This window comes from Plantactinospora sp. A48, assembly GCF_055793945.1.
Window position 1 is genome coordinate 104765 of sequence record NZ_JBTIXF010000001.1, and the last position, 21330, is coordinate 126094.

The following is a 21330-nucleotide window of genomic DNA, read 5'->3' on the forward strand; positions in this document are numbered from 1 at the left end:
AGAGAAAGCGCTTTCTGCGCCGACTGCGGAAACGCTACGCCCTCAAGCGATGACGGTCAATGGGACGACGGGACCGTCGAGGCTCGCTCAGCTCACCGGGACGGGCTCCGCCGACGGGCCGGAGTTGGTGCGCGACCGGACGATCTCCAGCACGTGGGCGACCGCCTCGGCCAGCGGCACGCCGTTGCGCTGCGAACCGTCGCGGTAGCGGAACGACACCGCCCCGGCGGCCACGTCGGCGTCACCGGCGATGGCCATGAACGGGATCTTCTGCTGCTGGGCGGTCCGGATCTTCTTCTGCATCCGGTCGTCCGAGGTGTCCACCTCGGCGCGGACGCCCTCGACACGCAGCAGCCGGACGAACTCGGCCAGGTGCCCGGTGTGCTCCTCGCGGATCGGGATGCCGATCACCTGCACCGGGGACAGCCACGCCGGGAACGCCCCCGCGTAGTGCTCGGTGAGCACCCCGACGAAACGCTCGATCGACCCGAACTTCGCACAGTGGATCATGACGGGCTGCTGCCGGGTCCCGTCGGCGGCCTGGTACTCCAGCTGAAAACCCCGGGGCTGGTTGAAGTCGTACTGGATGGTCGACATCTGCCAGGTACGGCCGATCGCGTCCCGGGCCTGCACCGAGATCTTCGGCCCGTAGTAGGCCGCGCCGCCCGGATCCGGGACGAGGTCGAGACCGGTCTCCCGGGCACACTGCTCAAGCACCGCGGTCGCCGTCGCCCAGTCGGCTTCGGAGCCGACGAACTTGTCCGCTTTGGAGTCGTCCCGCGTCGACAGCTCCAGGTAGAAGTCGTCGATGCCGAAGTCCCGCAGCAGGCCGAGCACGAAGCCCAGCAGGTGCTTGACCTCGTCCGGCGCCTGCTCCCGGGTGCAGTAGGAGTGCGAGTCGTCCTGGGTGAAGCCGCGCACCCGGGTCAGCCCGTGGACCACGCCGGACTTCTCGTACCGGTACACCGACCCGAACTCGAACAACCGCATCGGCAACTCCCGGTAGGACCGGCCGCGCGACTTGTAGATCAGGTTGTGCATCGGGCAGTTCATCGCCTTGAGGTAGTAGTCCGCGCCCTCGAACTCCATGGGCGGGAACATCCCGTCGGCGTAGTACGGCAGGTGGCCCGAGGTGTGGAACAGCCCCTCCTTGGAGATGTGCGGGGTGCCGACGTACTGGAAACCCTCCGCCAGGTGGCGGGCCCGGACGTAGTCCTCCATCTCCCGCTTGATCACCCCACCCTTCGGGTGGAACACCGGCAGACCCGAGCCGATCTCGTCGGGGAAGCTGAACAGGTCCAGGTCCGTGCCGAGCTTGCGGTGGTCGCGCCGCGCGGCCTCCTCAAGAAGCTTCAGGTACGCCTTCAGCGCGTCCCGGGTCGGCCAGGCCGTGCCGTAGACCCGCTGCAACTGCGGGTTCTTCTCCGAACCCCGCCAGTACGCGGCGGCCGAGCGCATCAGCTTGAACGCCCCGATCAGCCGGGTGTTGGGCAGGTGCGGACCACGGCACAGGTCGGACCAGCAGACCTTGTCCTCGTTCGCGGCGAGGTTGTCGTAGATGGTCAGCTCGCCGCCGCCCACCTCCATCACCTCGGTGGAGTCCAGCCCCTCGCTCTTGACGCCGCCCTGCTCCCCCTCGCCCTTGAGGTCGACGAGTTCGAGCTTGAACGGCTCGGCGGCCAGCTCGGCCCGGGCCTCGGCGAGGCTGCCGAAGCGACGCCGCCGGAACCGCTGGCCCGACTTGACGATCTCCTGCATCCGCTTCTCCAGCCGGTCCAGATCCTCCGGCTGGAAGGGCTTGTCGACCGCGAAGTCGTAGTAGAAGCCGTTCTCGATGGGCGGGCCGATGCCGAGCCGGGCCTCGGGGAAGACGTCCTGCACGGCCTGGGCGAGGACGTGCGCGGTCGAGTGGCGCAGCACGTTCAACCCGTCGGGCGAGTCGACCGGCACCGGCTCGACGACGGTGTCCACCTCGGGCGTCCAGTCCAGGTCACGCAGTTGGCCCGCGGCGGCGCCGGTGTTCTCGCGTACCACGACGACGGCTTTGGGGCCGCTGGTCGGCAGGCCCGCGGCGGCCACGGCCGCGGCGGCCGTCGTCCCGGCCGGCACGGCGATGGGCTCCATCGGCGGGGCGGCGGTGGACTGCGCTGCGGACACGGGAACTCCTCGATCGTCGGGTCGGACGCGCGGCGCCCGGTTGATGGGCGGACCGGGTATACCGGACCGCACTGCGATGCTAGTCGCCCCCTCCGGCACGCGTGCCCGTCCCCCGCCCACTCCCCCACCCTGCTTGATCATGGGCTCCGTCGCGAGATTCCGGGAAAATCCGGCAGCGACGCCCGTGATCAACCCGGGGCCACGAGGGTTCGGAGGGTGCGGCGGGCCCGTCTCAGAGCCGATGCGTGGGCGGCGGGGTGGCCGCGGCCAGCAGGTCCGAGACGGTGACCAGCTCGAACCCCCGGGCCCGCAGACCGTTCACCACGGCACCCAGCTGGCGCAACGCCACCAGCCGGGTGTCCGGGCCCACGTCGTGGGCGAGCACGATCGAACCGGGCCGGGCGTTGTCGACGATGTCGGCGGCCTGCGCCGGCGGATCATGCCGGAACAGCTCCTCGCGCATCTGCTGCGACCACATCACCACGTCGTAGCCGAACTCGTCGGCCACGGTCAGCGTGCTGCCGCCCAGGTGTCCCCACGGCGGGCGGAGCAGCGTCGGGGTCCGGCCGAGCAGCCGCCGGATCGCCTCGTCCGCCCGCGCCAACTGGTCCCGCACGCCCGCCTCGTCCAACTCGGCGAGGTCCCGGTGCGCCCAGGTGTGGTTGCCGACCTCATGCCGACCCAGCCGGCCCCGGACCAGATCGGCGTACCGGGTGAGCCGCTCGCCCACCATGAAGAAGGTGGCCGGGGCGTCGACCCGGTCCAGGGCGTCCAGCACCATCGGGGTCCATCGGGGTCCCGGGCCGTCGTCGAAGGTGAGGGCCACCAACCGTTGCTCGGTGGAGACGTGCCACCGGACCGGCACCTCCCCGCGGGACGACCAGACCCGGGCCACGCCGGCCGGCGCGTACCCGCCGCTGATGGGCAGCCGGTCCGGCCCGAACGGCCAGCGCGGCGCGGTCAACAGCGCACCGGCGAACGCGCCACCGGCCGCCAGCAAGGACCCGGTCACCATCTGTCGCCTTGTGACGCCCATGCCCACACCCCCGCGTGACACCAGCAAGCGCCTCGATTTGGTCGTGACAGTAACGTCCGTTGCCAAATTCGGCTGTCCCCTACCGGTCTCCGCAGCGCGACCGGCGACCGAGATCACACGGAGATCGACGCCGACCGAGCAGAAACCGCCGGCCAGCAGGCCGATCGGCCCACCACCGGCCCCCGATCGGCCCCCCGTCAGTCCTTCGGTCGGCGGGGCGCGACGAGCAGTCCCACGACGGTCCCGGCGACCAGGGCGGGCCCGTGGATGTCCCGGGTCAGCGTGAGCACGGCGCCGGCGACCAGACCCAGCGCGGCGAGGAGCCGGACTGCCACCTGCCGCCCCGGACACCGACGCAGCACGTAGCCGAACAGGCCACCGAGCAGGCCGAGCACGGCGATCGAGTTACCGGCGCCGTCCGGCTGCCAGGAATGAGCGGCGACCTCCCCGGCGGCTGCCCCGGCGAGATACAGCAGCAGCCACCGGGCCACCCCGAACAGCCGCTCCACGGTCGGACCGACCAGCAGCAGCACCAGCAGGTTGATCGGCGCCTGCCACAGCGGATCCTGGACCAGCAGTTCGGTGCCGAACTGCCACCAGCGACCGCTGGACAGCGTGTCCGCGTGCCGGGCCAGCCGGTCCAGCAGGTCCGGCCGGGCCGCCTGCCACCCGGCGAACGCCGCGGTGACCGCGAACACCAGCAGGGTGAACGGTCGCGGCCGGCGCCACTCGGAGGCGAGCGCGCCCGGAATCCCACCCCGGGCCCGGCCCAGCGGGCTCGGCGCCAGCCGGACCAGCACCTGGATGCCGGCGGTCATCAGCACGGCGGCACAGCCGAGGCCGATCAACGTGTCCCTGTCCATCGGTTCCCCTCCGCGCCACCCGGCCGGGTCAGCTCTCGACCGCCTCGGCCACCGCCCGCCGGACCTCGGCCGGATCCACCCGGTCCAGGCCCCGCGAACGCATCATCGCCAGCACCTCGTCGGTGATCTCGTCGACACTCCGCCCGGCCGAGCGTTCGATGATCCGGTTGGCCTCGCGGTTGATGTCCCGCAGGTGGCCCCCGGTCACCCGACCGAGGAGACTACCGAGTCGCGGGGTGCCGCTGATCCGCATGTTGAACTCCATCTTCCGATCCTCCGTTCACCCGCTCGACCGAGACACGAGGATGCGTCGTGGCCGAGGCAACGACCGCCTGCCACCACCACAGCACCGGTGGCAGCAGTAGTTCGACGAAGGTCGCCGCGAACAGTACCGGATGCGGACGACCCACCTCCAGAGTGGACAACAGCCGGGCAAGTCCGCTGGCGAACATCACCGCCAGGGCGGCTCGGAACGCTCCGCCAGCGCTGGCGATCCGGGGTACGAGACAGAGCAGGAACACCCCGTACGCCAGCCAGTAGACCGCCATGAACCGCACCTCGCTGTCCACGGTGGCGTTCGTCCGTTGCGCGACCAGCATCCCGGCGGGACCGCCGGTGACGGCCAGCAGCCCGGTCACGATCGGCAGCACCCCGAACACCAGGACGACCGCCTGCAGGATCCGTTTGCTCATCGACTGCCTTCCTCTCGGCTGTGCTCCGCCGCGCCCACGGGCTCGACCCCGGGCACGGCGTCGGCCACCCGAACCGGCCCGGTCGGGCGGCGGGCGAGGTATCGGTCCAGGTAGTCGGAACACCCCTGGAAGTCGTCCGGTCGGTACACCGCCCGCCAGCCGGGCGGCAGGGGCAGGTAGTCGGACCGCACCGAGGCGTGGCCCTCGGCGTCGAGGACGACCCGGAACGTTCCCGTCGGGTCGTCGAACTGATCGATCAGGATCATGCCGTACCTCCGGAGACCGTCACCGGCGTCGCTGCCGGCCCGGCCGGCTGCGAGCCCGCTGGTTGCGACCCGGACGACGCCACCGGGCCGGCCGGGACCGACACCGGGCCGGCCGAGACCGACACCGCCGGGTCGGGGGACGCCAACGCCGTCAGGTCCGCGACCAGGTCCTCGACCGGCGGCAGCGCCAGCATCCGCCGTTGCACGGCACGAGCGGATTCCCGGTACGACGGTTCCGTCAGCACCTCCGCGCAGGCGGCCCGGAGCCGGTCCGGTCGCAACCCCACAGCCGGGAGCGTCTTCGCCACACCGAGCCGGGCCAGCCGTTCGGCGTGGTACGGCTCGTCACCGATCACCGGCACCGCCACCATCGGCGTACCGGCCCGGAGCCCTTCCCGGACGCTGCCGAAACCGGCGTGCGTGACGAACAGGTCCGCCGCCTCCAGCAGCAGCGGCTGGGCGATCCGGTCAACCACCCGGACCCCGGCCGGCCCGGTGTCGAGCGCTGGCGCGGTGTCGCCGGCGGCCAGCACGGCCACGCAGTCGAGATCGGCCAGCGCGGCCAGCGTGGTGGTCGCCAGCGGGCGCATCTTCCAGTCCAGGCCCGGCACCACCGAGCCGAAGGCCGCGACGGCCAGCGGTCGGTGCGCGGGCAGCTCGGCCACCCAGTCGGGCAGCCGTTCACCCACCCGACCCGGCTGGGTCTGCCGGTACCGGCGCAGCGTGCCGGGCGTCGGGTAACCGTCGTAGCCGGCCGGGGTGAAGGCGGCCAGCAGGTACGGGTACGGATCGGGGGCAGCCTGGTCGGGCAGCCCGTACCGGCTGCGGAGCTGCCGCAGCGGCGCGCGGATCGCGGCGGCGGCGAGCAGGTGGGTGCAGCCGGAGGCGACCGCCGCGTGCGGCAGGCCGGCCCGTTCGGCCGCCAGGTACCCGCCGAACTCCTCGGCGACCCGCAGCAGCACATCGGGCCGCCAGTTCCCGACCAGCCGCTCCAGGTCCGCCGCCGCCGCCAGCGCCGGCTCGCCCAGGAACACCCGCTCGACCAGGGTCGCCGTGTAGTCCCGGTGCGCCCCGAACGCCAACTGCCGGCCGATCGCCTCGGCGGTGACCGGATCGGTGGTCCAGTCCACGCCGACGGGCGCGAAGGGCAGGCCGTGCGCGGCGACCTCCGGTCCGAGTCCGGCGGGCGCGGCCACCAGCACCTCGTCCCCACGAGCCCGCGCGGCGTACGCGATCGGGGCGAGGATCCGCAGATGTGACGCCGCGTCGATGGTGGAGATCAGGATCCGCACGGCGGCTCCCCCGCGGCGGCGTCCGGCACCAGCACGGCCGTACCGGACCGGGCCGGAGCGGCTTGCTCCGGACCGGAGCGGGCCGTACCGGACCGGGCCGGAGCGGACCGGGCCGGAGCGGGTTGCTCCGGAGCGGACGTCCCGGGCCATCGGCGGGGCACCCGGACGGTTCCGGTCCCGGCCGCCCCGGGCCACCGGCGAGAGGTTCGGCCGAGCCCGGTCTCCCAGGCCATGCACGCCTCACCCACCGCGAGCCCGACGGCCCGGCCGGCGGCCTCCAGTTGGGCCAGCGACAGCCCGCCGCCATCCCGGTCGGCGGCGTTCGTGCTCGCCGACACGCTGGGCCGGTCGTTCGACTCGCCCGCCGGATCCGCTGTTCCGGCACGGTCGACCGGCTCGACCTGCCCGCTCCGACGGGCCGGATCGATACGCCCGCCCCGGCCGGTCGAATCGGTGCGACCGGTACGACCGGCCGGGCCGGTGACGGCGCGGAGTCGCGCCGCCAGGGCCGAGGTCAGCCGCTCGCGCCGGGCCAACCAGGCCAGGTCGTCGCCGCCGGCCCCGGCCGGCAGCCGCGCGCCGGGCACGATGGGCGCGCACCGGCTCAGGACCCGGGCGATCGCGGCCAACGGCGGCCCACCGGCCGGACCGGCGGAAGGACCGGCCGGATCGGCGGAAGGGTCGGGTAGCGGGCCAGCCGGGTCGACACCGACTCCGGCGACCGGGGTGAACCGGACCGGCACGTTCCGCCAGGTCTCGGCGGCCACTGCGACCCGGTCGGTGAAGTCGGTGAACAGGGCGGTCAGCTCGCGGATCAGGGCTGGCCTGTCCAGTTCCACCAGGCGGGTTCCGGATCTCCGGCCGAGTTCGTCGAGGTATCCGATCAGCATCGCCGCATGCCGCAGCAGACCCAGGGTCGCGAACACGGTCCGCGCCGCCGGGTCGGCCACCTCCGCGTACCGCCGCCAGCCCCGCGCGGTGCCGGCGGCCAACCCGCCGTACGCCTGCACCGGTGCCGGCAGGTAGAAATCCAGGGACTGGCGTTGCAGGTAGACCTGCACGGTGCCGCCGCCCTGCATCATCGCGCGGCGCAGCAGCGACGCGAGTTCCTCGGCGACCTCGTGAACCGGGGGTTCGCCGTCGGTGAGCCAGGCGATGGCCCCACCGGCCTCCCTGATCCGCAGCCCGAGGTCGGTGTCCTCGGCGAGGACCGGATAGCGGACCGTGTCGAAGGGCGGTCCGGCGAACAGGTCCCGCCGGTAACCCGCGTTCGCGGTCACCACGGTGGCCGCCCGGTCCGCGGTCAACGGCCGGGCGTCGAAGGCCCGTTCGTGGTCCAGGAACGCCGTCACCGGACCCAGTGCCACGGTCCGGACCGGAGCGGCGACGGCCGCCACGCCCGGGCCCGCGTGCAGCGCCGCGGCCATCCGCCGGCACCAGTCCGGAGGTACCACGAGGTCGTCGTCGACGAACAGGATGGTGTCGTGGCGTGCCACCGCCACCCCGTCGTTTCGGGCGGCCGACACGCAGGTGGCGTCCGATCGGAGGACCCGCAGTCCGGGGGCGTCCGCCACCGGCACCGGGGTGGTGCCGGCGCCGTTGACCACCAGGATCACCTCGGCCTCCGGTCCGCACCGCGTCGCCGCGGCCAGGGCCGCCGCGACACAGCGATCCACCAGCGGGCTGCGGAGCATCGTGGGGATGACCACGCTGACCGTCATCTCCGGCCCCTACCCGACCACGCGGGAGACGAAGGCGCGGACCGCCAGCACACCGATTCCGACCGTGCCGCCGGCCAGCGCCAGCAGGAACGCCCAGACCGGCAGGTGCGGAAGCTGCGGGGTGAGGGTGGCCCGCAGACCCTCGCTCATGTAGACCACCGGGTTGAGCAGGACGGCGAACTGCAACCACGGCAGCCGGTGCAGGGTCGACCAGGGGTAGTAGACGCAGCCCAGCATCGTCAGCGGGGTCACCACCACCGCGAAGAACTGCTGGGCGCGTTTGATGTCGACCAGGGTGCCCAGCAGCAACCCGGTGGCGCCGCCCAGCAGGCAGGACAGCAGCACCACGGTCACGAACAGCGGCCACTGGTAGACGTGGACGTACGGCGCCTGCCCCCGGGCGTGGACCAGCAGGACGATCGGGAAGACCAGCACCCCCGCGAGGAACGCCTGGAGGGCGCCCGAGACGATCTTCTGTACGCCGAGGGCCCACACCGGCAGCGGCGCCATGGCCCGGTCCTCGATCTCCCTGTTGTACGAGAACTCCAGCAGCAACGGCATGGTCACCGCCATGATCCCCTGGATGGCGATGGTGATGGCGACCAGACCCGGCACGAGGATCGTGCTGAAGGCCCGCCCGTCCACGCCGGGCGCGCCGGCCAACCCGATCTTCGGCATCACGTACGTGAAGACGAAGGTGAAGGCCAGCGGCTGCATGACGGCCCGGACCAGCAGCGAGCCGAACTGCCCGCGCAGCACACGCAGGTCCCGGGCCAGCAGGGCGCCGAAGGTGTGCAGTCCGATCCGCCGGGTGCTCAGTCCCGCGTGCGGAAGCGCGATCAGGGTCATTGCCGGTACTCCCGTCCGGTGAGGTTGAGGAAGGCGGTCTCCAGGCTGGGCCGCAGCGTTGCGACGTCCTGGATGGACAGTCCCTGGTCGGCGCCGGCCGCGGCCAGCTCGCCGACCAGCCCGGCGGTCTGGGTGGCGTGGACCCGCATCCGGTGTCCCTCGACCTCGACCCGGGTGACATTGTCGATCTTGCTCGCGGTCTCCGCCGCCGGCGTCGCGTCACCGGTGAACACCACGGTGGTCACCGACTCGGCGCCCGCCGCGTTCTTGATCTCGTCGATGCCGCCCGCCGCCACCACCCGGCCGTGGTCGACGATGGCGATCCGCTGGCACAGCGACTCCGCCTCGTCGAGATGGTGTGTGGTCAGCAGCACGGTCTGACCCTCGGCGTGCAGTCGCCGCAGCAGGTCCCACAGGTGCAGCCGGGTCTGCGGGTCCACCCCGGCCGACGGCTCGTCCAGGACCAGCACCTCCGGCCGGTGCATGACGGCGCGACAGATCATCGCCCGCCGGGCCTGCCCGCCGGAAACCTCGTCGAGCGACGCCGAAGCCTTGTCGGCGATGCCGAACTCCTCCAGCAGTTCCAGCGCGCGCCGCCGGGCCTCCCGGCGGCCCATCCCGAAGTACCGGCCGCGGAACTCGAGGTTCTCCAGCACCGATATCTGCCGATCCATGGTGTTGCGCTGGGTCACCACCGCCACCCGGCGGCGGACCTCGACCGGGCGGGCCAGCACGTCGATCCCGGCCACCGTGGCGGTACCGCCGGTCGGCCGGATCCGGGTGGTCAACATCCCGATCGTGGTGGACTTGCCGGCGCCGTTCGGCCCGAGCAGGCCGAAGAACTCGCCCTCGGCAACCGACAGATCGATGCCGTCCACGGCCTTGATCGTGTGCGGCCCGTACTGGTACTCCTTGCGTAGACCGGTCGTGGTGATCGCGGCTCGCGTCATCCTCGGCTCCTTCGTGGCGGCTGTCGACGTCAACGGTTCCCGTCGCCCGGCCAGCGCGGTTCGACGACGGTTGGAGAGGCGTACGGCGGCACCGCGGCCCCGGCGGATGGCGGTGGCCCGGCAGTCCCGGCGGATGGCGGTGGCCCGGCAGTCCCGGCGGATGGCGGTGGCCCGGCAGTCCCGGCGGGTGGCCCGGTGATGTGGTGCCCCTCGGCCCGGATGCGTGCGGCGACGGCGGCCACGGCGCTCCGGTCGGCCTCACCGCCACCGCGCCGGGCCGGCAGCAGCGCCAGCACCGAACTGCGCCCGCCCAGCACGGCCGGGTGCCGGCGCGCGGCGACCGCGAGCACCTGCCCGGGGCTCGCGTCGACCAGCAGCAGGTCCCGCTCGGCCAGCCGGGCGTCGAGGGTCGGCCAGAACAGCACCGGCTCGACCGCGTGGCTGGCCCAGAACTCGGGCCGGGCGGCCAGCGCGGCGGTCAGCCGGGAGGTGGTGTAGGCCGAGTAGATCGGCAACCGGGGCGGGCTGAGCCGCAGTTGGCGGATCAGCGGCAGCGAATCGGCCACCAGGTGCGCCGCCGCCGGGCTGTGGAACGCTACGGAACAACCGATCCGCTGGCAGACGTACCCGGCGGCACGAAGCCGGCCCGCCGTCTCGGCCAGCGGCCCGGCGGGCCCGGCCAGCATGGTCTGCCGGGGCGCGTTCACCGCACCCAACGCCACGTCCGGGCTGAGGAACGGCGCGACCTCGGCGACGCTCGCCGCCACCGCCAGCATGCCGCCAGGCGGCGCGTCCGCGCTACCGGCCACCCGGTGCCGCAGCAACTCCACCGCGTCCGCCACCTCGAACACCCCGGCCAGGGTGGCCGCGGCGACCTCACCCACGCTGTGCCCGAGCAGCGCGGCCGGCTGGCAGCCCCAGCTGAGCACCATCCGGCCCAGCGCCAGGCCGACCGCGAACAGCAGCGGCTGGGCCCGGGACACCGCGTCGATCGGCACGACCGGTCGCTCGGCCAGCCAGTCCGCCCGCAGGGCGGGCCCGTCGGCGCCGAAGCACCGGAAGATCTCGTCCATCGAGTCGGTGAAGACCGGATCGGCGCCGTACAGGCCCGCCGCCATTCGTACCCGCTGAGCGCCCTGCCCGGCGAACAGCAGCGCGACCGGACGGGGGCCGTCCGGCCTCACCTGGCCCGGCGCCGGCTTGTCGGAAGCTGGCGCGCCCGGCGCCGCGGTGTTCGGACGGCGGGTCGTGGTCCTGGTACCGCTGGCCATGGCGCCCCCTGGAGATGCCGTTCACCTGCCGGCCCCGAAACCACGCTGCCGGCCCCGACCACGCTGGCCGGCGCGGTTCGAGCCCGGCTCGACCGACGGTCGCGCGGACATCGGGGTACGGCGTTAACAAGGGGCCCTTCCTATACGAAAAGCGATAACAGGGGGCCCTTCCTTTCCGGCTCGGCTCGGGCTCGTTCGGGCGTCGAGCCGAGCCGACGAGGGTGAGGTCAGGCGCGATCCGCCGACTCCGCTGTACCGGCCACCGCCGGGAACCGCCCACGCCACGAGCCGGGCGGCCCCGGCGGCGTGGCGCGTCCGGTGAGGATGAAGGGCTGCTGGTGAGGTTCGACGACATCTACATCGCCGGGTACGGCAGCTGGCTACCGCCGGCCGTCACCGCCACGGAAGCCGCCGCCCGAGGGCTGTGCGACGCCGCGTTGGCCGCACAGAACTCGATGGCCGCCGTCACCGTCTCGACCGACCTGGCCGGTCCGGAGCTGGCCGTCCGCGCCGGCCGCGCGGCGCTCGCCCGCGCCGGTACCGTGGCCGAGTCCGTGGAGCTGCTGCTGCACAGCGCGCTGTACTACCAGGGCCACGACATGTGGGCGCCCGCCTCGTACGTGCTCCGGCACACCGTCGGGGACCGTTGCCCGGCGGTCGACATCCGGCAGACCTCGAACGGCGGGATGGCCAGCCTGGCGTTGGCGGCCACCTTCCTGGAGCACCGGCCGGTCGGCGACGCCGCGCTGCTGACCTGCGGCGACCGGTTCTGCCCGCCGGGCATCGACCGGTGGCGCAGCGACCCGGGCACCGTCTTCGCCGACGGCGGCGCGGCCGTGCTGGTGGCCCGGGGCACCGGGTTCGCCCGGCTGCGCAGCCTGGTCCTGCGCAGCGACAGCTCGCTGGAGGAGATGCACCGCGGCGATGACCCGTTCAGCCCGGCGCCGATGACCATCCGGACACCGTTGGATGTCCGGCACACGACCCGGGCCTTCCTGAAGGCCGAGGGCGCGTCGTTCGTGCTGGGCCGGATGGCCGCCGGCCAGCGGGCGGTGGTGAAGGCGGCACTCGCCGAGGCCGGTGTCGAGTTGGCCGACATCCGACGCTTCGTGCTGCCCAACTTCGGCCGACGTCGGATGGAGACCAGCTTCTTCCAGCCGTTCGAACTGGACCCGGCCCGCACCACCTGGCCGTGGGGCCGCGCGATCGGCCACCTCGGCGCCGGCGACCAGTTCGCCGGCCTCACCCACCTGCTCGACACCGGTCAGCTCCGCGCGGGTGACCTGTGTGCGCTGCTCGGCGTCGGCGGCGGCTTCAGCTGGTCGTGCGCCATCCTCGAACTGACCGCCGACCCCGCCCCGCCGAATTCCTGACCGGTCGCGCCGCGGCGATCGTGGCGGCGCCGCTGGATCGTGGATTTCCGGTGCCCCTGGAGGGGCCGCAGAAATCCACGATCCGCCGTGGTCGTCGGGTCCGGGCGGTGGCCACACTGGAGTGGTGATCGACATAACGGTCGGCCTCGTCCGTACCCTGATCGCCGAACAGTTCCCGGAGTGGCGCGACCTGCCCGTGGTGCCCGTCGTCCCGCAGGGCTGGGACAACCGGACCTTCCGACTCGGTGACCGGATGACCGTCCGGCTGCCCAGCGCCGAGGGTTACGTGGCCGGCATCGCCAAGGAGGACCGCTGGTTGCCCGTGTTGGCCCGGCACCTGCCGGTGCCGGTGCCGGCGCCCGTGGAGACCGGTCATCCCGGTGCCGGATATCCGTTCCCCTGGTCGGTCCGCCGCTGGCTGCCCGGCGAAACCCTGGAGGCCACCGACGACGTCGACCAGGCCGAGCTGGCGGGCGACCTCGGGCGGTTCCTCACCGCACTACGGGCGGTCCCGGCCCGACCCGGCCCGGCCGCCGGTCGGCACTCCCAGTTCCGGGGCTGCCACCCGAGCGTCCACGGCGACCAGGTCGAGTTCGCCCTGGACAAGCTCCGGGACACCGTCGATGTCGCCGCCTGCGAGGCGATCTGGGCGGACGCGCTGACCTCGGCCTGGCCGCATCCGCCGGTATGGTTCCACGGTGACGTCGCCGCCGGGAACCTGCTGGTGTCCGGGGGCCGGCTGGCGGCCGTGATCGACTTCGGCGCCTGTGGCGTCGGTGACCCCGCCTGTGACCTCGTACCTGCGTGGACCTGGTTCGTGGGGGTCGACCGGCAGGTCTTCCGGGAGGCGGCCGGGCTGCCCGACGACGCCTGGCGGCGGGCCCGTGGCTGGGCCCTGTGGAAGGCACTGGTGACGCTGGCCGGACAGTCCAGCCCGGACAGCATGGACGTCCAGCGGCGCATCCTCGGCCACGTCCTCACCGACCCCGTCGTCGCCTGACAACCGCCCGGCCGCACCGCCCGTCAGGTCAAACCCAAGTTCGCCGAAGTTGAGTTGATCTAGAGCGTGTCGCGCGAATCGGCGAGGGCGGCCAGGCGGGTGATCAGAGTGTCCAGGTCGGGCCGGCGCTCGTGCTGGTCGCGCAGCAGCCCGGCCGCGCTCCGGTACGACCGGTCGGTGAGCAGCTCCCCCACCAGCTTGCGGGCCACGTCGAGGCTGAACTCCGCACCCGGCAGGTGCCGGCCGGCGCCAACCGCCGCGACCCGATCGCCGTTCGCGGCCTGCTCACCGGCGAACGTCACGGCCAGTTGAGGTACGCCCGCCGCGACGGCCGTCATCACGCAGCCCGCACCACCGTGGTGGACCACGGCGGCGCAGCCGGGCAGCACCCGGTCCAACGGCACCCCGGTGAGTACCCGGACCGACCCGGGGCCCGGCAACCGGCCTTCCTCGGCCGCGCCGACCAACTCCCCACCACCGCTCGCGCCAGCCAACCCGCCGCCGACTACGCCAACCAACTCGCCACCGGCCGGCCGTCCACCACCGGCCGCGCCAACCGAGCCGCCACCGACTACGCCAACCAACTCGCCACCGGCCGGCCGTCCACCACCGGCTGCGCCAACCGAGCCGCCGCCGACTGCGCCAACCAACTCGCCACCGGCCGGCCGTTCACCATCGGCTGCGCCGACCGACCCGCCAGCGGCCGGCCGAGCAGTGCCGGTCGGGCCGACCAGCCGGTGCCGGTCGGCCGTGCTGAGCAGGACCACCACCTCGACGTCGAGTCCGGTCAGCGCCTCGATCAGCTCCGGAACGACGAACGAACGCGGACCGACCATGGCGGTGACCGACGTCCCCCACACCACGCAGACCCGGGGGCGGTCGCCGGGACCGGCGAGATCCGGTGGTAGCTCACCGGGCAGTTGTCCGGGGTACGCGGTGTACCGGACGTCGAGCCGGGTGGCGCCGCCGAGCGGTGGGCGCAGCCGCTCCGGGCACGGGTCGACGACGTACCCGATCGATTCGGGGGTGGGGTCGGCGACGCCGTACCGGGCGAACGCGCCGGTCGGGTCGCCCGGCATCAGCCGCAGGTCGCCGGGCTCGTCGAGGCCCACCGGTCCCCACAGGTGCAACGCGGCCGGCACCCCGGTGACCCGCGCGGCGAGCAGTCCTTCGAGGCTGAGCCGGTCGTGGACCACGAGGTGGGGCCGCCACTCGCGGGCCACCTCCACGGCGGCGTCGAAGCTGCGGGCCGTGGCGGCCAGGGTGGCCGCCCGGTGCGCCTTGCGGTACGCCGGGAAGTCGAAGTCGGCCAGCCGAGCCAGCTCGACGCCGGTCTCCGGATGCGGCGGCAACCAGGGGTGCGGCCAGCCGCCCGCCTGGGCCTGCCAGTAGTGGCTGAGCCGGGCCTGGAGCACCATGTCCAGCCCGTCGAGCACCGGCACGGCCGGCAGCCCGGCGGCGGTGATCGCCGCGGTCTGCGAGGGGGCGCAGAGCACCCGTAACTCGTGCCCGGTCGCCAGCAACCGCCGGCCGAGCGGCACCATCGGGTAGTAGTGCCCCGGCCAGGCCGAGACGGAGAACAACACGCGCATCGGGGCCCCTTCGCGTCAGCCGGGCATGAGGAAGCCGGCCAGCAGGCCGCCGTCGGTGACGATCTCCGTTCCGGTGACGTACGACGAGTCGTCGGAGGTGAGGAACGCGACGACCGCGGCCACCTCCTCGGGGGTGCCGAGCCGGCGCAGCGGAAGGGTCTTGTGCAGCCACCCGGACACCCGCTCGTCCAGCCCCTCCGTCAGCGCGGTGCTGATCACGCCGGGGCAGACGGCGTTCACCCGGATGCCGGCCGGTCCGAGTTCCATGGCGGCGGTCCGGCTCAGCGCCAGCACAGCGGCCTTCGTCGCGCAGTACGCCGAGAGGTACTTGAAGCCGGTCAGGCCGTCGATGGACGAGATGTTCACGATGGTCCCGCCGCCGGCGGCACGCAGCGCGGGGACCACCGCGCGCATCCCGAGGAACACCCCGACCTGGTTGACGTCGGTGACCTCCCGGAACGACTCCTCGGACAGGTCCGCCACGGTGCCGATGGCGAGCACCCCGGCGTTGTTGACCAACCCGTCGAGCCGGCCGAACTCCGCCGTCGCCCGTTCGACCGCGGCGTCCCACTGCGCGGCGTCGCGTACGTCGAGTCCTTCGCCTCGGGCTGCGTCACCCAGCTCGGCGGCGACCTGCTTGGCGGCGACGGCGTCGAGGTCGGTGACCAGCACCCGGGCGCCCTCGGCGACCAGGCGTCGGGCCTGGGCGGCCCCGATTCCCCGCCCGGCGCCGGTCACCAGTACGACCCGGCCGGTCAGGCGGCCCATCATCGCCCCCCGGCGGTCGACTCGGCCGGGACGGGCCGGGCGGCGGACGGGTCGGCCCCGAACCGGCCGTCGGCCGGGAGTTGGCCGGGACGCAGCCCGTCGATCATCGCCCACAGCGCGGCGGGGGTGCCGAAGGTCTCCGCCGTGAGCAGCCGGTCCGGGACGCTCACCCCGTACGTCTCCTCCAGCCGCAGCAGCAGCTCGATGGTGGCCAGCGAGTCCAACCCGGACGAGCGCAGGCAGGTGTCGCCGGCCAGCTCGGTCAGCTTCGGCAACACGTCGCGCAGCAGTTCCTCGAATCGGGCATCCCAGGGAACGCTCATCGGTTCTCACCCCTCGTCTCGCGGCTGCCGAGCCGCGGTCGTCGCATCGCCCGGCACGGGGCTCGGGCCACCGGCAGGTCGGCCGAACAGCTCGGCCAGTCGTCGCTTGTCGGTCTTGCCGTTGGCGGTCAACGGCAGCTCGGGCAGCACGTGGCAGACCGGGGGCACCTTGCCCTCCTCCAGCCGCTCGGTGAGCCGCCGTAGCACGTCATCGGCGGGCAGGGTGCCGACCACGGCCAGTTCCGCGTCCCGGCCGTCCGCCGGGGGCAGCACGGCGGCGGCGGTCACGCCGTCGATGTCACACGCCGCCGCCTCGATCTCCAACGCGCTGACCCGCAGGCCACGTCGCTTGAACAGGTCGTCCCGCCGGCCCTCGAAGTAGAGGTGTCCGTCCGGATCCAGCCGGCCGTAGTCGCCGGTGTGCAGGGTGACCTCACCGGTCACCGGGTCCCGGCGGAACCGCTGGGCGGTCAGCTCCGGCGCCCGCCAGTAGCCGGCCATCACGTGCGGTCCCCGCACCGCGATCTCTCCGGAGCGGCCGGCCGGCAGCGGGCGACCGGCGTCGTCGAGGATGAGCACCTGGGTACCGTCCAGCGCGCGACCGACGGAACCCGGCCGGGTCAGGTCGGCGTCCGGCTCCGCCACCGTGATCCGCTTGCACTCGGTGGTGCCGAACATCGGGACCACGGCGGCGGCGGGGAAGGCCCGCCGCAGCCCGGCCGCGTGCGCCGCGGTGAGCGCCGCACCGGTGTTGGTGAACAGCCGCACCGGTGGCGCGGCGCCGGTGCGGCGGCCGGCGAGCCGGACCAGCATCTCGGCCAGACTGGGTACCACCGGCACCACGGTCACGCCGTGTTCGGCGATTGTCGCCATCAGCCGGACGTGCCGGGCCGGTTCGCCGAGCACCAGGTGCGCTCCCGCGAGCAGACCCAGGAACACCTGGTAGAGGCCGTAGTCGAAGGCGAGCGGGATGGCCACCAGCACCGCGTCGTCGGCGCGGTACCGCAGCCGGGCCGCGATGGCCCGGGTGGCGAACACCACGGCCCGATGCGGGCTGACCACCGCCTTGGGGGCGGCGGTGCTGCCCGACGTGTAGATCAGCAACGCGATCCGGTCCGGCTCGCCGCCGGCCGCCGGGGTGTCCGGCACGGCGGAGCCGGCATCCGGGGCGGTGACCATGTCAGCACCGACGTCCGGGCCGGACCCGGTGGCCGGGTCGGCCAGCGCCCGACGCAGCGCGGCCAGCGGCCACACCCGACCCCCGGTCAGCGCCGCGACCGCCGGCAGGTCGGTGTCCGCGCTGACCACCACCCGGGGCTCGGCGTCGGCCAGCACGCTACGCAGGTGGTACGGGCGCATCTCCGGATTCACCGGTACGAACACCGCGCCGTGGCGCAGGGTGCCGAACAGCAGCGCCAGGAACTCCCGGGTGTTGCCGATCCGGGCCACCACCCGGTCCCCCGGCCGGACGCCGAGCCCGGCCAGCCAGGCCGCGCAGGACTCGGCGGCGGCGGCCAACTCGGCGTAGCTCCACCGGCCCTCCGGGTCGGTGACGGCCGGGGCCGCCGGCCAGCGGGCCGCGGCGACCCGCAACAGGTCACCGACGGTCGCGATCCGGTCCGCGTCGAGGTCCGGGGCGGCCGGCCCGGCCCGGCCGGTCCCGGGCGTGGCCCGATCGGGCATGGTCCGGGCGGGATCGGGCGTGGCCCGATCGGGCATGGTCCGGGCGGGATCGGGCGTGGTCCGGGCGGGTGCGGTCCGGGAATGGGCCGGGGCGGTCATGTCCACTCCGGAGGTTCGACGATCTCGACGACGGCGGCCGTGCAGGTGTAGCCGGCCCCGCCGCCGAGCAGCAGAACATGATCACCGGCGGCCAGGGCCCCGGTCCGTAGCAGGTGCTCCAGACCCAGCGCCCAGTCACCGCCGCCGACGTGGCCGGTCGTCTGGCCGTACTCCCAGGTCGTCGCCGACTCCGGCACGCCGAGCAGGTCGTGCAGCTGCGAGTCGCCGGGCAGCCGGCCGGTGGCCGGGGTGACCACCCGACGGATCTGGTTGGCCTTCACCCCGGCCTCCTTCAGCGCGGCGTTGCGGGCCATCACCAGCACCCGGCCGATCCGGATGCTGGTCTGCACGCTGTCGTTGGTCCGGGCGTACGCGGTGGACCGGGCCAGCAGGTCGACCGGCTCGGCGGCGGCCGGTGAGGCGGTGGTGAACGGCGCGTCGCCCCGGGTCTGTCCCTCCAGCCCGTTGTCCGCCACCGTGGCGGTGGACCGGATCCGGGCGAACCCCGACCGGGTGGACAGCACCATCGCGGTGCCGCCGTCGCCGTACACGTTGAAGTCGTGCATGTTCCAGCGGTCGACGGCGGGCGGCGAGAACCGGTCGGCCGTGCTCACGACGGCCGCCGTACCCCGGGACACCCCGAGCGTGGCGGCGGCCAGTTCGACGGCGCCGAGCCCGATGTTGCAGCGCTGCTGCACGTCGTACGCGGGCACCGCCGCGAGCCCGGTGCGGTCGGCCACGTACGACGCGGCGGGCCAGATGTCCAGGCCCTGGAACCACAGGCTGCCGTGCAGCAGCAGTGCCACGTCCCGGCGGGTGACGCCGGCCCGGTCCAGCGCCGAGCGGACCGCGTCGACCGCCATGTCCGGGGGCGCGACGTCGTCCGCCACGCTGATCGAGGTGTAGCCGAGGGTCTTGAACCGCTCGGCGTCCAGCAGGCCGGTGTCGACGGCCTCCCGGGCCGGCGTGGCGGCGGGCAGCCAGCTGCCGAGGCCGGCGAGGTACAGGTTGTCCCAGCGCACCGCCGTCACCTCCGGCCCGCGACGAACTCGCGGACGGACCGCGCCATGTACTCGATCATCTCGGTGGTCAGCCCCGGGTAGACCCCGATCCAGAAGGTGTGGTCGGTGATCAGGTCGCTGTTGGTCAGCTCGCCGACCACCCGGTAGCGCTGGTCGACGAACGCCGGGTGCCGGGTCAGGTTGCCGGCGAACAGCACCCGGGTGCCGATCCGGCGGGCCTCCAGGAACGCCGTGAGTTCCCCCCGGGTGAAGCCGGCGTCGGGTTCCACGGTGATCACGAAGCCGAACCAGCTCGGGTCCGAGCCGGGCGTCGGGCGGGGCAGGATCAGCCCCGGTACGCCCTCCAGCCCGTCCCGCAGCCGCCGCCAGTTGCGGCGGCGGGCGGCGCCGAACTCGGCGAGCTTGCCCAACTGGCTCAACCCCAGCGCGGCCTGCAGGTCGGTGTTCTTCAGGTTGTACCCGACGTGCGAGAACGTGTACTTGTGGTCGTACCCGTACGGCAGCAGGCCCTGCTGCTGGCCGAACCGCTTCTTGCAGGTGTCGTTCTCGCCCGGCTCGCACCAGCAGTCCCGGCCCCAGTCCCGCAGCGACTCGACCACCCGGGCCAGCTTCAGGTCGTTGGTCAGCACGCAGCCGCCCTCGCCCATCGTCAGGTGGTGCGCGGGATAGAAGCTGGTGGTGGAGAAGTGCCCGAAGGTGCCGGTCGGCCGGCCGTGCAGGTACGAGCCGACGGCGTCGCAGTTGTCCTCGATGAAGAACAGCCCGCGTTCCCGGGCCAGTTCGGCGATCTCGTCGGCCGGGTACGGGTTGCCCAGCGCGTGGGCGAGCATGATGGCCCGGGTCCGCGGCCCGATCGCCGCCGCGACCCGCTCGGTGGTGGTGTTGTAGGTGCCCAGCTCGACGTCCACGAAGACCGGGACCAGCCCGTTCTGGATGATCGGGCTGACCGTGGTGGGGAAGCCGCAGGCCACCGTCACCACCTCGTCGCCCGGCCGCAACCGGCGGTCCCCCAGCTCCCGCTGGGTCAGCGCGGTCAGCGCCAGCAGGTTGGCCGAGGAGCCGGAGTTGGTGAGGTGCGCCTTGCGCAGCCCCAGCGTGCGGGCGAACTCCCGCTCGAACCGCCGGGAGCTGACGCCAGCCGCGATCCGCAGGTCCAACGCCGCGCCGACCAGCGCGGCCCGGTCATCTTCGTCGATGACCGCGCCCGACGGCAGCAACGGCGTCACACCGGGTACGAAACCCGGGTCGGACTGCTGTTCGCGATGGTACTTGCGGACCTGCTCCAGGATGAGCTCCTGCGCATCCGTCATCAGCTTCACCTCCAGGTGGTCCGTGCGCGGATACCGGTGGGGTTCCGCCATGACAGTTACGGTGCCGGAGACCGTTCGAGAACCGGTCCACGGTCCACCGAGGACTCGGCGCTGACCTCGGCCCAGAGCGCCGCCAGGGACTCGGGCAGGCCGCACCGGGGGCGCCAGCGCAGCCGACGGCGCGCCTCGGTGATGTCGACCCGCTGCCACTCGATGCCGGGACCGCGCTCCGACGGCGCCACCGGTCCGGCGTGTTCGACGATCTCGGCGGGCACGCCGCTGGCCGCGATGAGCTGGTCGACCAGCCAGCGGACGCTCACCGCCTCGCCCCGGCCGATGTTCGTCACCGGTGGGGGGTCGGGGGCGGCGGCGGCCGCGCAGACCGCGCCGGCGATGTCCCGCACGTCCACGAAGTCGCGGTGGGCGCGCAGCGGGGCCAGCCGCAGCACGGCCGGGTACAGCGCGTCCCGGTGCGCGCACAGCTGCCGGGCCACCTGGCCCAGCAGGCTCTTCGCGGGCGTGCCGGGGCCGCTCACGTTCACCACGCGCAGTACGGTGCCGTCCACCGCACCGGACCGGACGCCCGCGAGCACCGCCTCGGTGCCCAGCAGCTTCGTCCGGCCGTACGGGCTGACCGGGCGCGGTTCGTCGCGTTCCCGGATGAGCGTGCCGGCCGGCACCGGCCCGTACTCGTGGACCGACCCGAGGTGGACCAGCCGGGGCCGCCAGGGCAGCTCGGCGACGGCGGCCACCAGCCGGCGGACCAGCGTCACGTTGGACGCGGTCAGGTCCTCGTCGCTGACCCCCCACACCGCGCCGGCCGCGTTCACCACGACCCGGGGGCGCATGGCGGTGAGCATGCCGGTGAGGGTGGCCTGGTCGGTGGCGGCCAGGTCCAGCGCGATCGACCGGGCGGCCGGCAGCCGCGCCGGCCGTCGGGACACCGCGATCACCTCGTCACCCGCCGCCGCCAGCGCCGCGCAGGCGTGCCGGCCCAGGAAACCGTGACCGCCGAACACGAGTACGGGCGCCGCCATGTGCTGCTGACGGAACACACTCACCT

The 21330-nt window shown here is 73.6% G+C and carries 20 protein-coding genes; 2 read left to right on the forward strand and 18 right to left on the reverse strand.

Annotated features, from left to right (window positions below):
- Positions 1–87 precede the first annotated feature (87 nt).
- The 11 genes from thrS to ACXN5W_RS00550 form a co-directional block, all read right to left on the reverse strand.
- A complete protein-coding gene (gene thrS / locus ACXN5W_RS00500; protein ID WP_473156294.1) occupies positions 88–2124 on the reverse strand; it encodes a threonine--tRNA ligase in 2037 nt (678 codons plus the stop codon).
- 265 nt (positions 2125–2389) lie between these two features.
- Positions 2390–3172 carry a polysaccharide deacetylase family protein gene (locus ACXN5W_RS00505; protein WP_473156079.1) on the reverse strand — a complete coding sequence of 261 codons (783 nt, stop codon included), beginning with the start codon at positions 3170–3172 and terminating at the stop codon, positions 2390–2392.
- A gap of 218 nt (positions 3173–3390) precedes the next feature.
- A complete protein-coding gene (locus ACXN5W_RS00510) occupies positions 3391–4056 on the reverse strand; it encodes a rhomboid family intramembrane serine protease (RefSeq protein ID WP_473156080.1) in 666 nt (221 codons plus the stop codon).
- 28 nt (positions 4057–4084) lie between these two features.
- Complete coding sequence (locus tag ACXN5W_RS00515) at positions 4085–4321, reverse strand: hypothetical protein (RefSeq protein ID WP_473156081.1); 237 nt, start codon at positions 4319–4321, stop codon at positions 4085–4087.
- Positions 4278–4748 (reverse strand): DUF4345 domain-containing protein, encoded by a 471-nt coding sequence (locus ACXN5W_RS00520; RefSeq protein WP_473156082.1) that lies wholly within the window; start codon positions 4746–4748, stop codon positions 4278–4280. Before ACXN5W_RS00520 ends, ACXN5W_RS00515 begins: the two co-directional genes overlap by 44 nt.
- Positions 4745–5014 (reverse strand): MbtH family NRPS accessory protein, encoded by a 270-nt coding sequence (locus tag ACXN5W_RS00525; RefSeq protein WP_473156083.1) that lies wholly within the window; start codon positions 5012–5014, stop codon positions 4745–4747. The genes ACXN5W_RS00520 and ACXN5W_RS00525 overlap by 4 nt, the downstream gene beginning before the upstream one ends.
- A complete protein-coding gene (locus ACXN5W_RS00530; RefSeq protein WP_473156084.1) occupies positions 5011–6306 on the reverse strand; it encodes a glycosyltransferase in 1296 nt (431 codons plus the stop codon). The genes ACXN5W_RS00525 and ACXN5W_RS00530 overlap by 4 nt, the downstream gene beginning before the upstream one ends.
- On the reverse strand, positions 6294–8027 hold the full coding sequence (locus ACXN5W_RS00535; RefSeq protein ID WP_473156085.1) for a glycosyltransferase family 2 protein: 1734 nt from the start codon (positions 8025–8027) through the stop codon (positions 6294–6296). Before ACXN5W_RS00535 ends, ACXN5W_RS00530 begins: the two co-directional genes overlap by 13 nt.
- Positions 8028–8036: 9 nt before the next feature.
- Positions 8037–8876 carry an ABC transporter permease gene (locus ACXN5W_RS00540; protein WP_473156086.1) on the reverse strand — a complete coding sequence of 280 codons (840 nt, stop codon included), beginning with the start codon at positions 8874–8876 and terminating at the stop codon, positions 8037–8039.
- Positions 8873–9826, reverse strand: a complete 954-nt coding sequence (locus tag ACXN5W_RS00545) for an ABC transporter ATP-binding protein (RefSeq protein ID WP_473156087.1) — start codon at positions 9824–9826, stop codon at positions 8873–8875. The genes ACXN5W_RS00540 and ACXN5W_RS00545 overlap by 4 nt, the downstream gene beginning before the upstream one ends.
- 29 nt (positions 9827–9855) lie before the next feature.
- Positions 9856–11097 (reverse strand): acyltransferase domain-containing protein, encoded by a 1242-nt coding sequence (locus ACXN5W_RS00550; protein ID WP_473156088.1) that lies wholly within the window; start codon positions 11095–11097, stop codon positions 9856–9858.
- Positions 11098–11435: 338 nt separating this feature from the next.
- On the opposite strand from ACXN5W_RS00550, the gene ACXN5W_RS00555 reads away from it, so the two are divergent.
- Positions 11436–12470, forward strand: a complete 1035-nt coding sequence (locus tag ACXN5W_RS00555) for a ketoacyl-ACP synthase III family protein (protein ID WP_473156089.1) — start codon at positions 11436–11438, stop codon at positions 12468–12470.
- A 124-nt stretch (positions 12471–12594) separates the two neighbouring features.
- Positions 12595–13470, forward strand: coding sequence for an aminoglycoside phosphotransferase family protein (locus ACXN5W_RS00560; protein WP_473156090.1), 876 nt, complete (start codon positions 12595–12597; stop codon positions 13468–13470).
- 59 nt (positions 13471–13529) lie between these two features.
- On the opposite strand, the gene ACXN5W_RS00565 is transcribed toward ACXN5W_RS00560, so the two are convergent.
- Genes ACXN5W_RS00565 through ACXN5W_RS00595 form a run of 7 tightly spaced genes read right to left on the reverse strand, consistent with a single transcriptional unit; the run spans position 13530 to position 21322 of the window.
- Entirely contained in the window at positions 13530–15062 is a 1533-nt protein-coding gene (locus ACXN5W_RS00565) for a nucleotide disphospho-sugar-binding domain-containing protein (RefSeq protein ID WP_473156091.1), read from the reverse strand.
- A 15-nt stretch (positions 15063–15077) separates the two neighbouring features.
- Positions 15078–15830 carry an SDR family NAD(P)-dependent oxidoreductase gene (locus tag ACXN5W_RS00570; protein ID WP_473156092.1) on the reverse strand — a complete coding sequence of 251 codons (753 nt, stop codon included), beginning with the start codon at positions 15828–15830 and terminating at the stop codon, positions 15078–15080.
- A complete protein-coding gene (locus tag ACXN5W_RS00575; RefSeq protein WP_473156093.1) occupies positions 15830–16153 on the reverse strand; it encodes a phosphopantetheine-binding protein in 324 nt (107 codons plus the stop codon). Before ACXN5W_RS00575 ends, ACXN5W_RS00570 begins: the two co-directional genes overlap by 1 nt.
- Positions 16154–16159: 6 nt before the next feature.
- Entirely contained in the window at positions 16160–17935 is a 1776-nt protein-coding gene (locus ACXN5W_RS00580) for a class I adenylate-forming enzyme family protein (protein ID WP_473156094.1), read from the reverse strand.
- Positions 17932–18957, reverse strand: a complete 1026-nt coding sequence (locus ACXN5W_RS00585) for a ketoacyl-ACP synthase III family protein (RefSeq protein ID WP_473156095.1) — start codon at positions 18955–18957, stop codon at positions 17932–17934. The genes ACXN5W_RS00580 and ACXN5W_RS00585 overlap by 4 nt, the downstream gene beginning before the upstream one ends.
- Positions 18958–18962: 5 nt before the next feature.
- Positions 18963–20270 (reverse strand): lipopolysaccharide biosynthesis protein RfbH, encoded by a 1308-nt coding sequence (rfbH, locus tag ACXN5W_RS00590; protein ID WP_473156295.1) that lies wholly within the window; start codon positions 20268–20270, stop codon positions 18963–18965.
- Positions 20271–20323: 53 nt separating this feature from the next.
- Positions 20324–21322: an NAD-dependent epimerase/dehydratase family protein gene (locus ACXN5W_RS00595; RefSeq protein ID WP_473156096.1), complete on the reverse strand. Its 999-nt coding sequence runs from the start codon at positions 21320–21322 to the stop codon at positions 20324–20326.
- Positions 21323–21330: the final 8 nt, after the last annotated feature.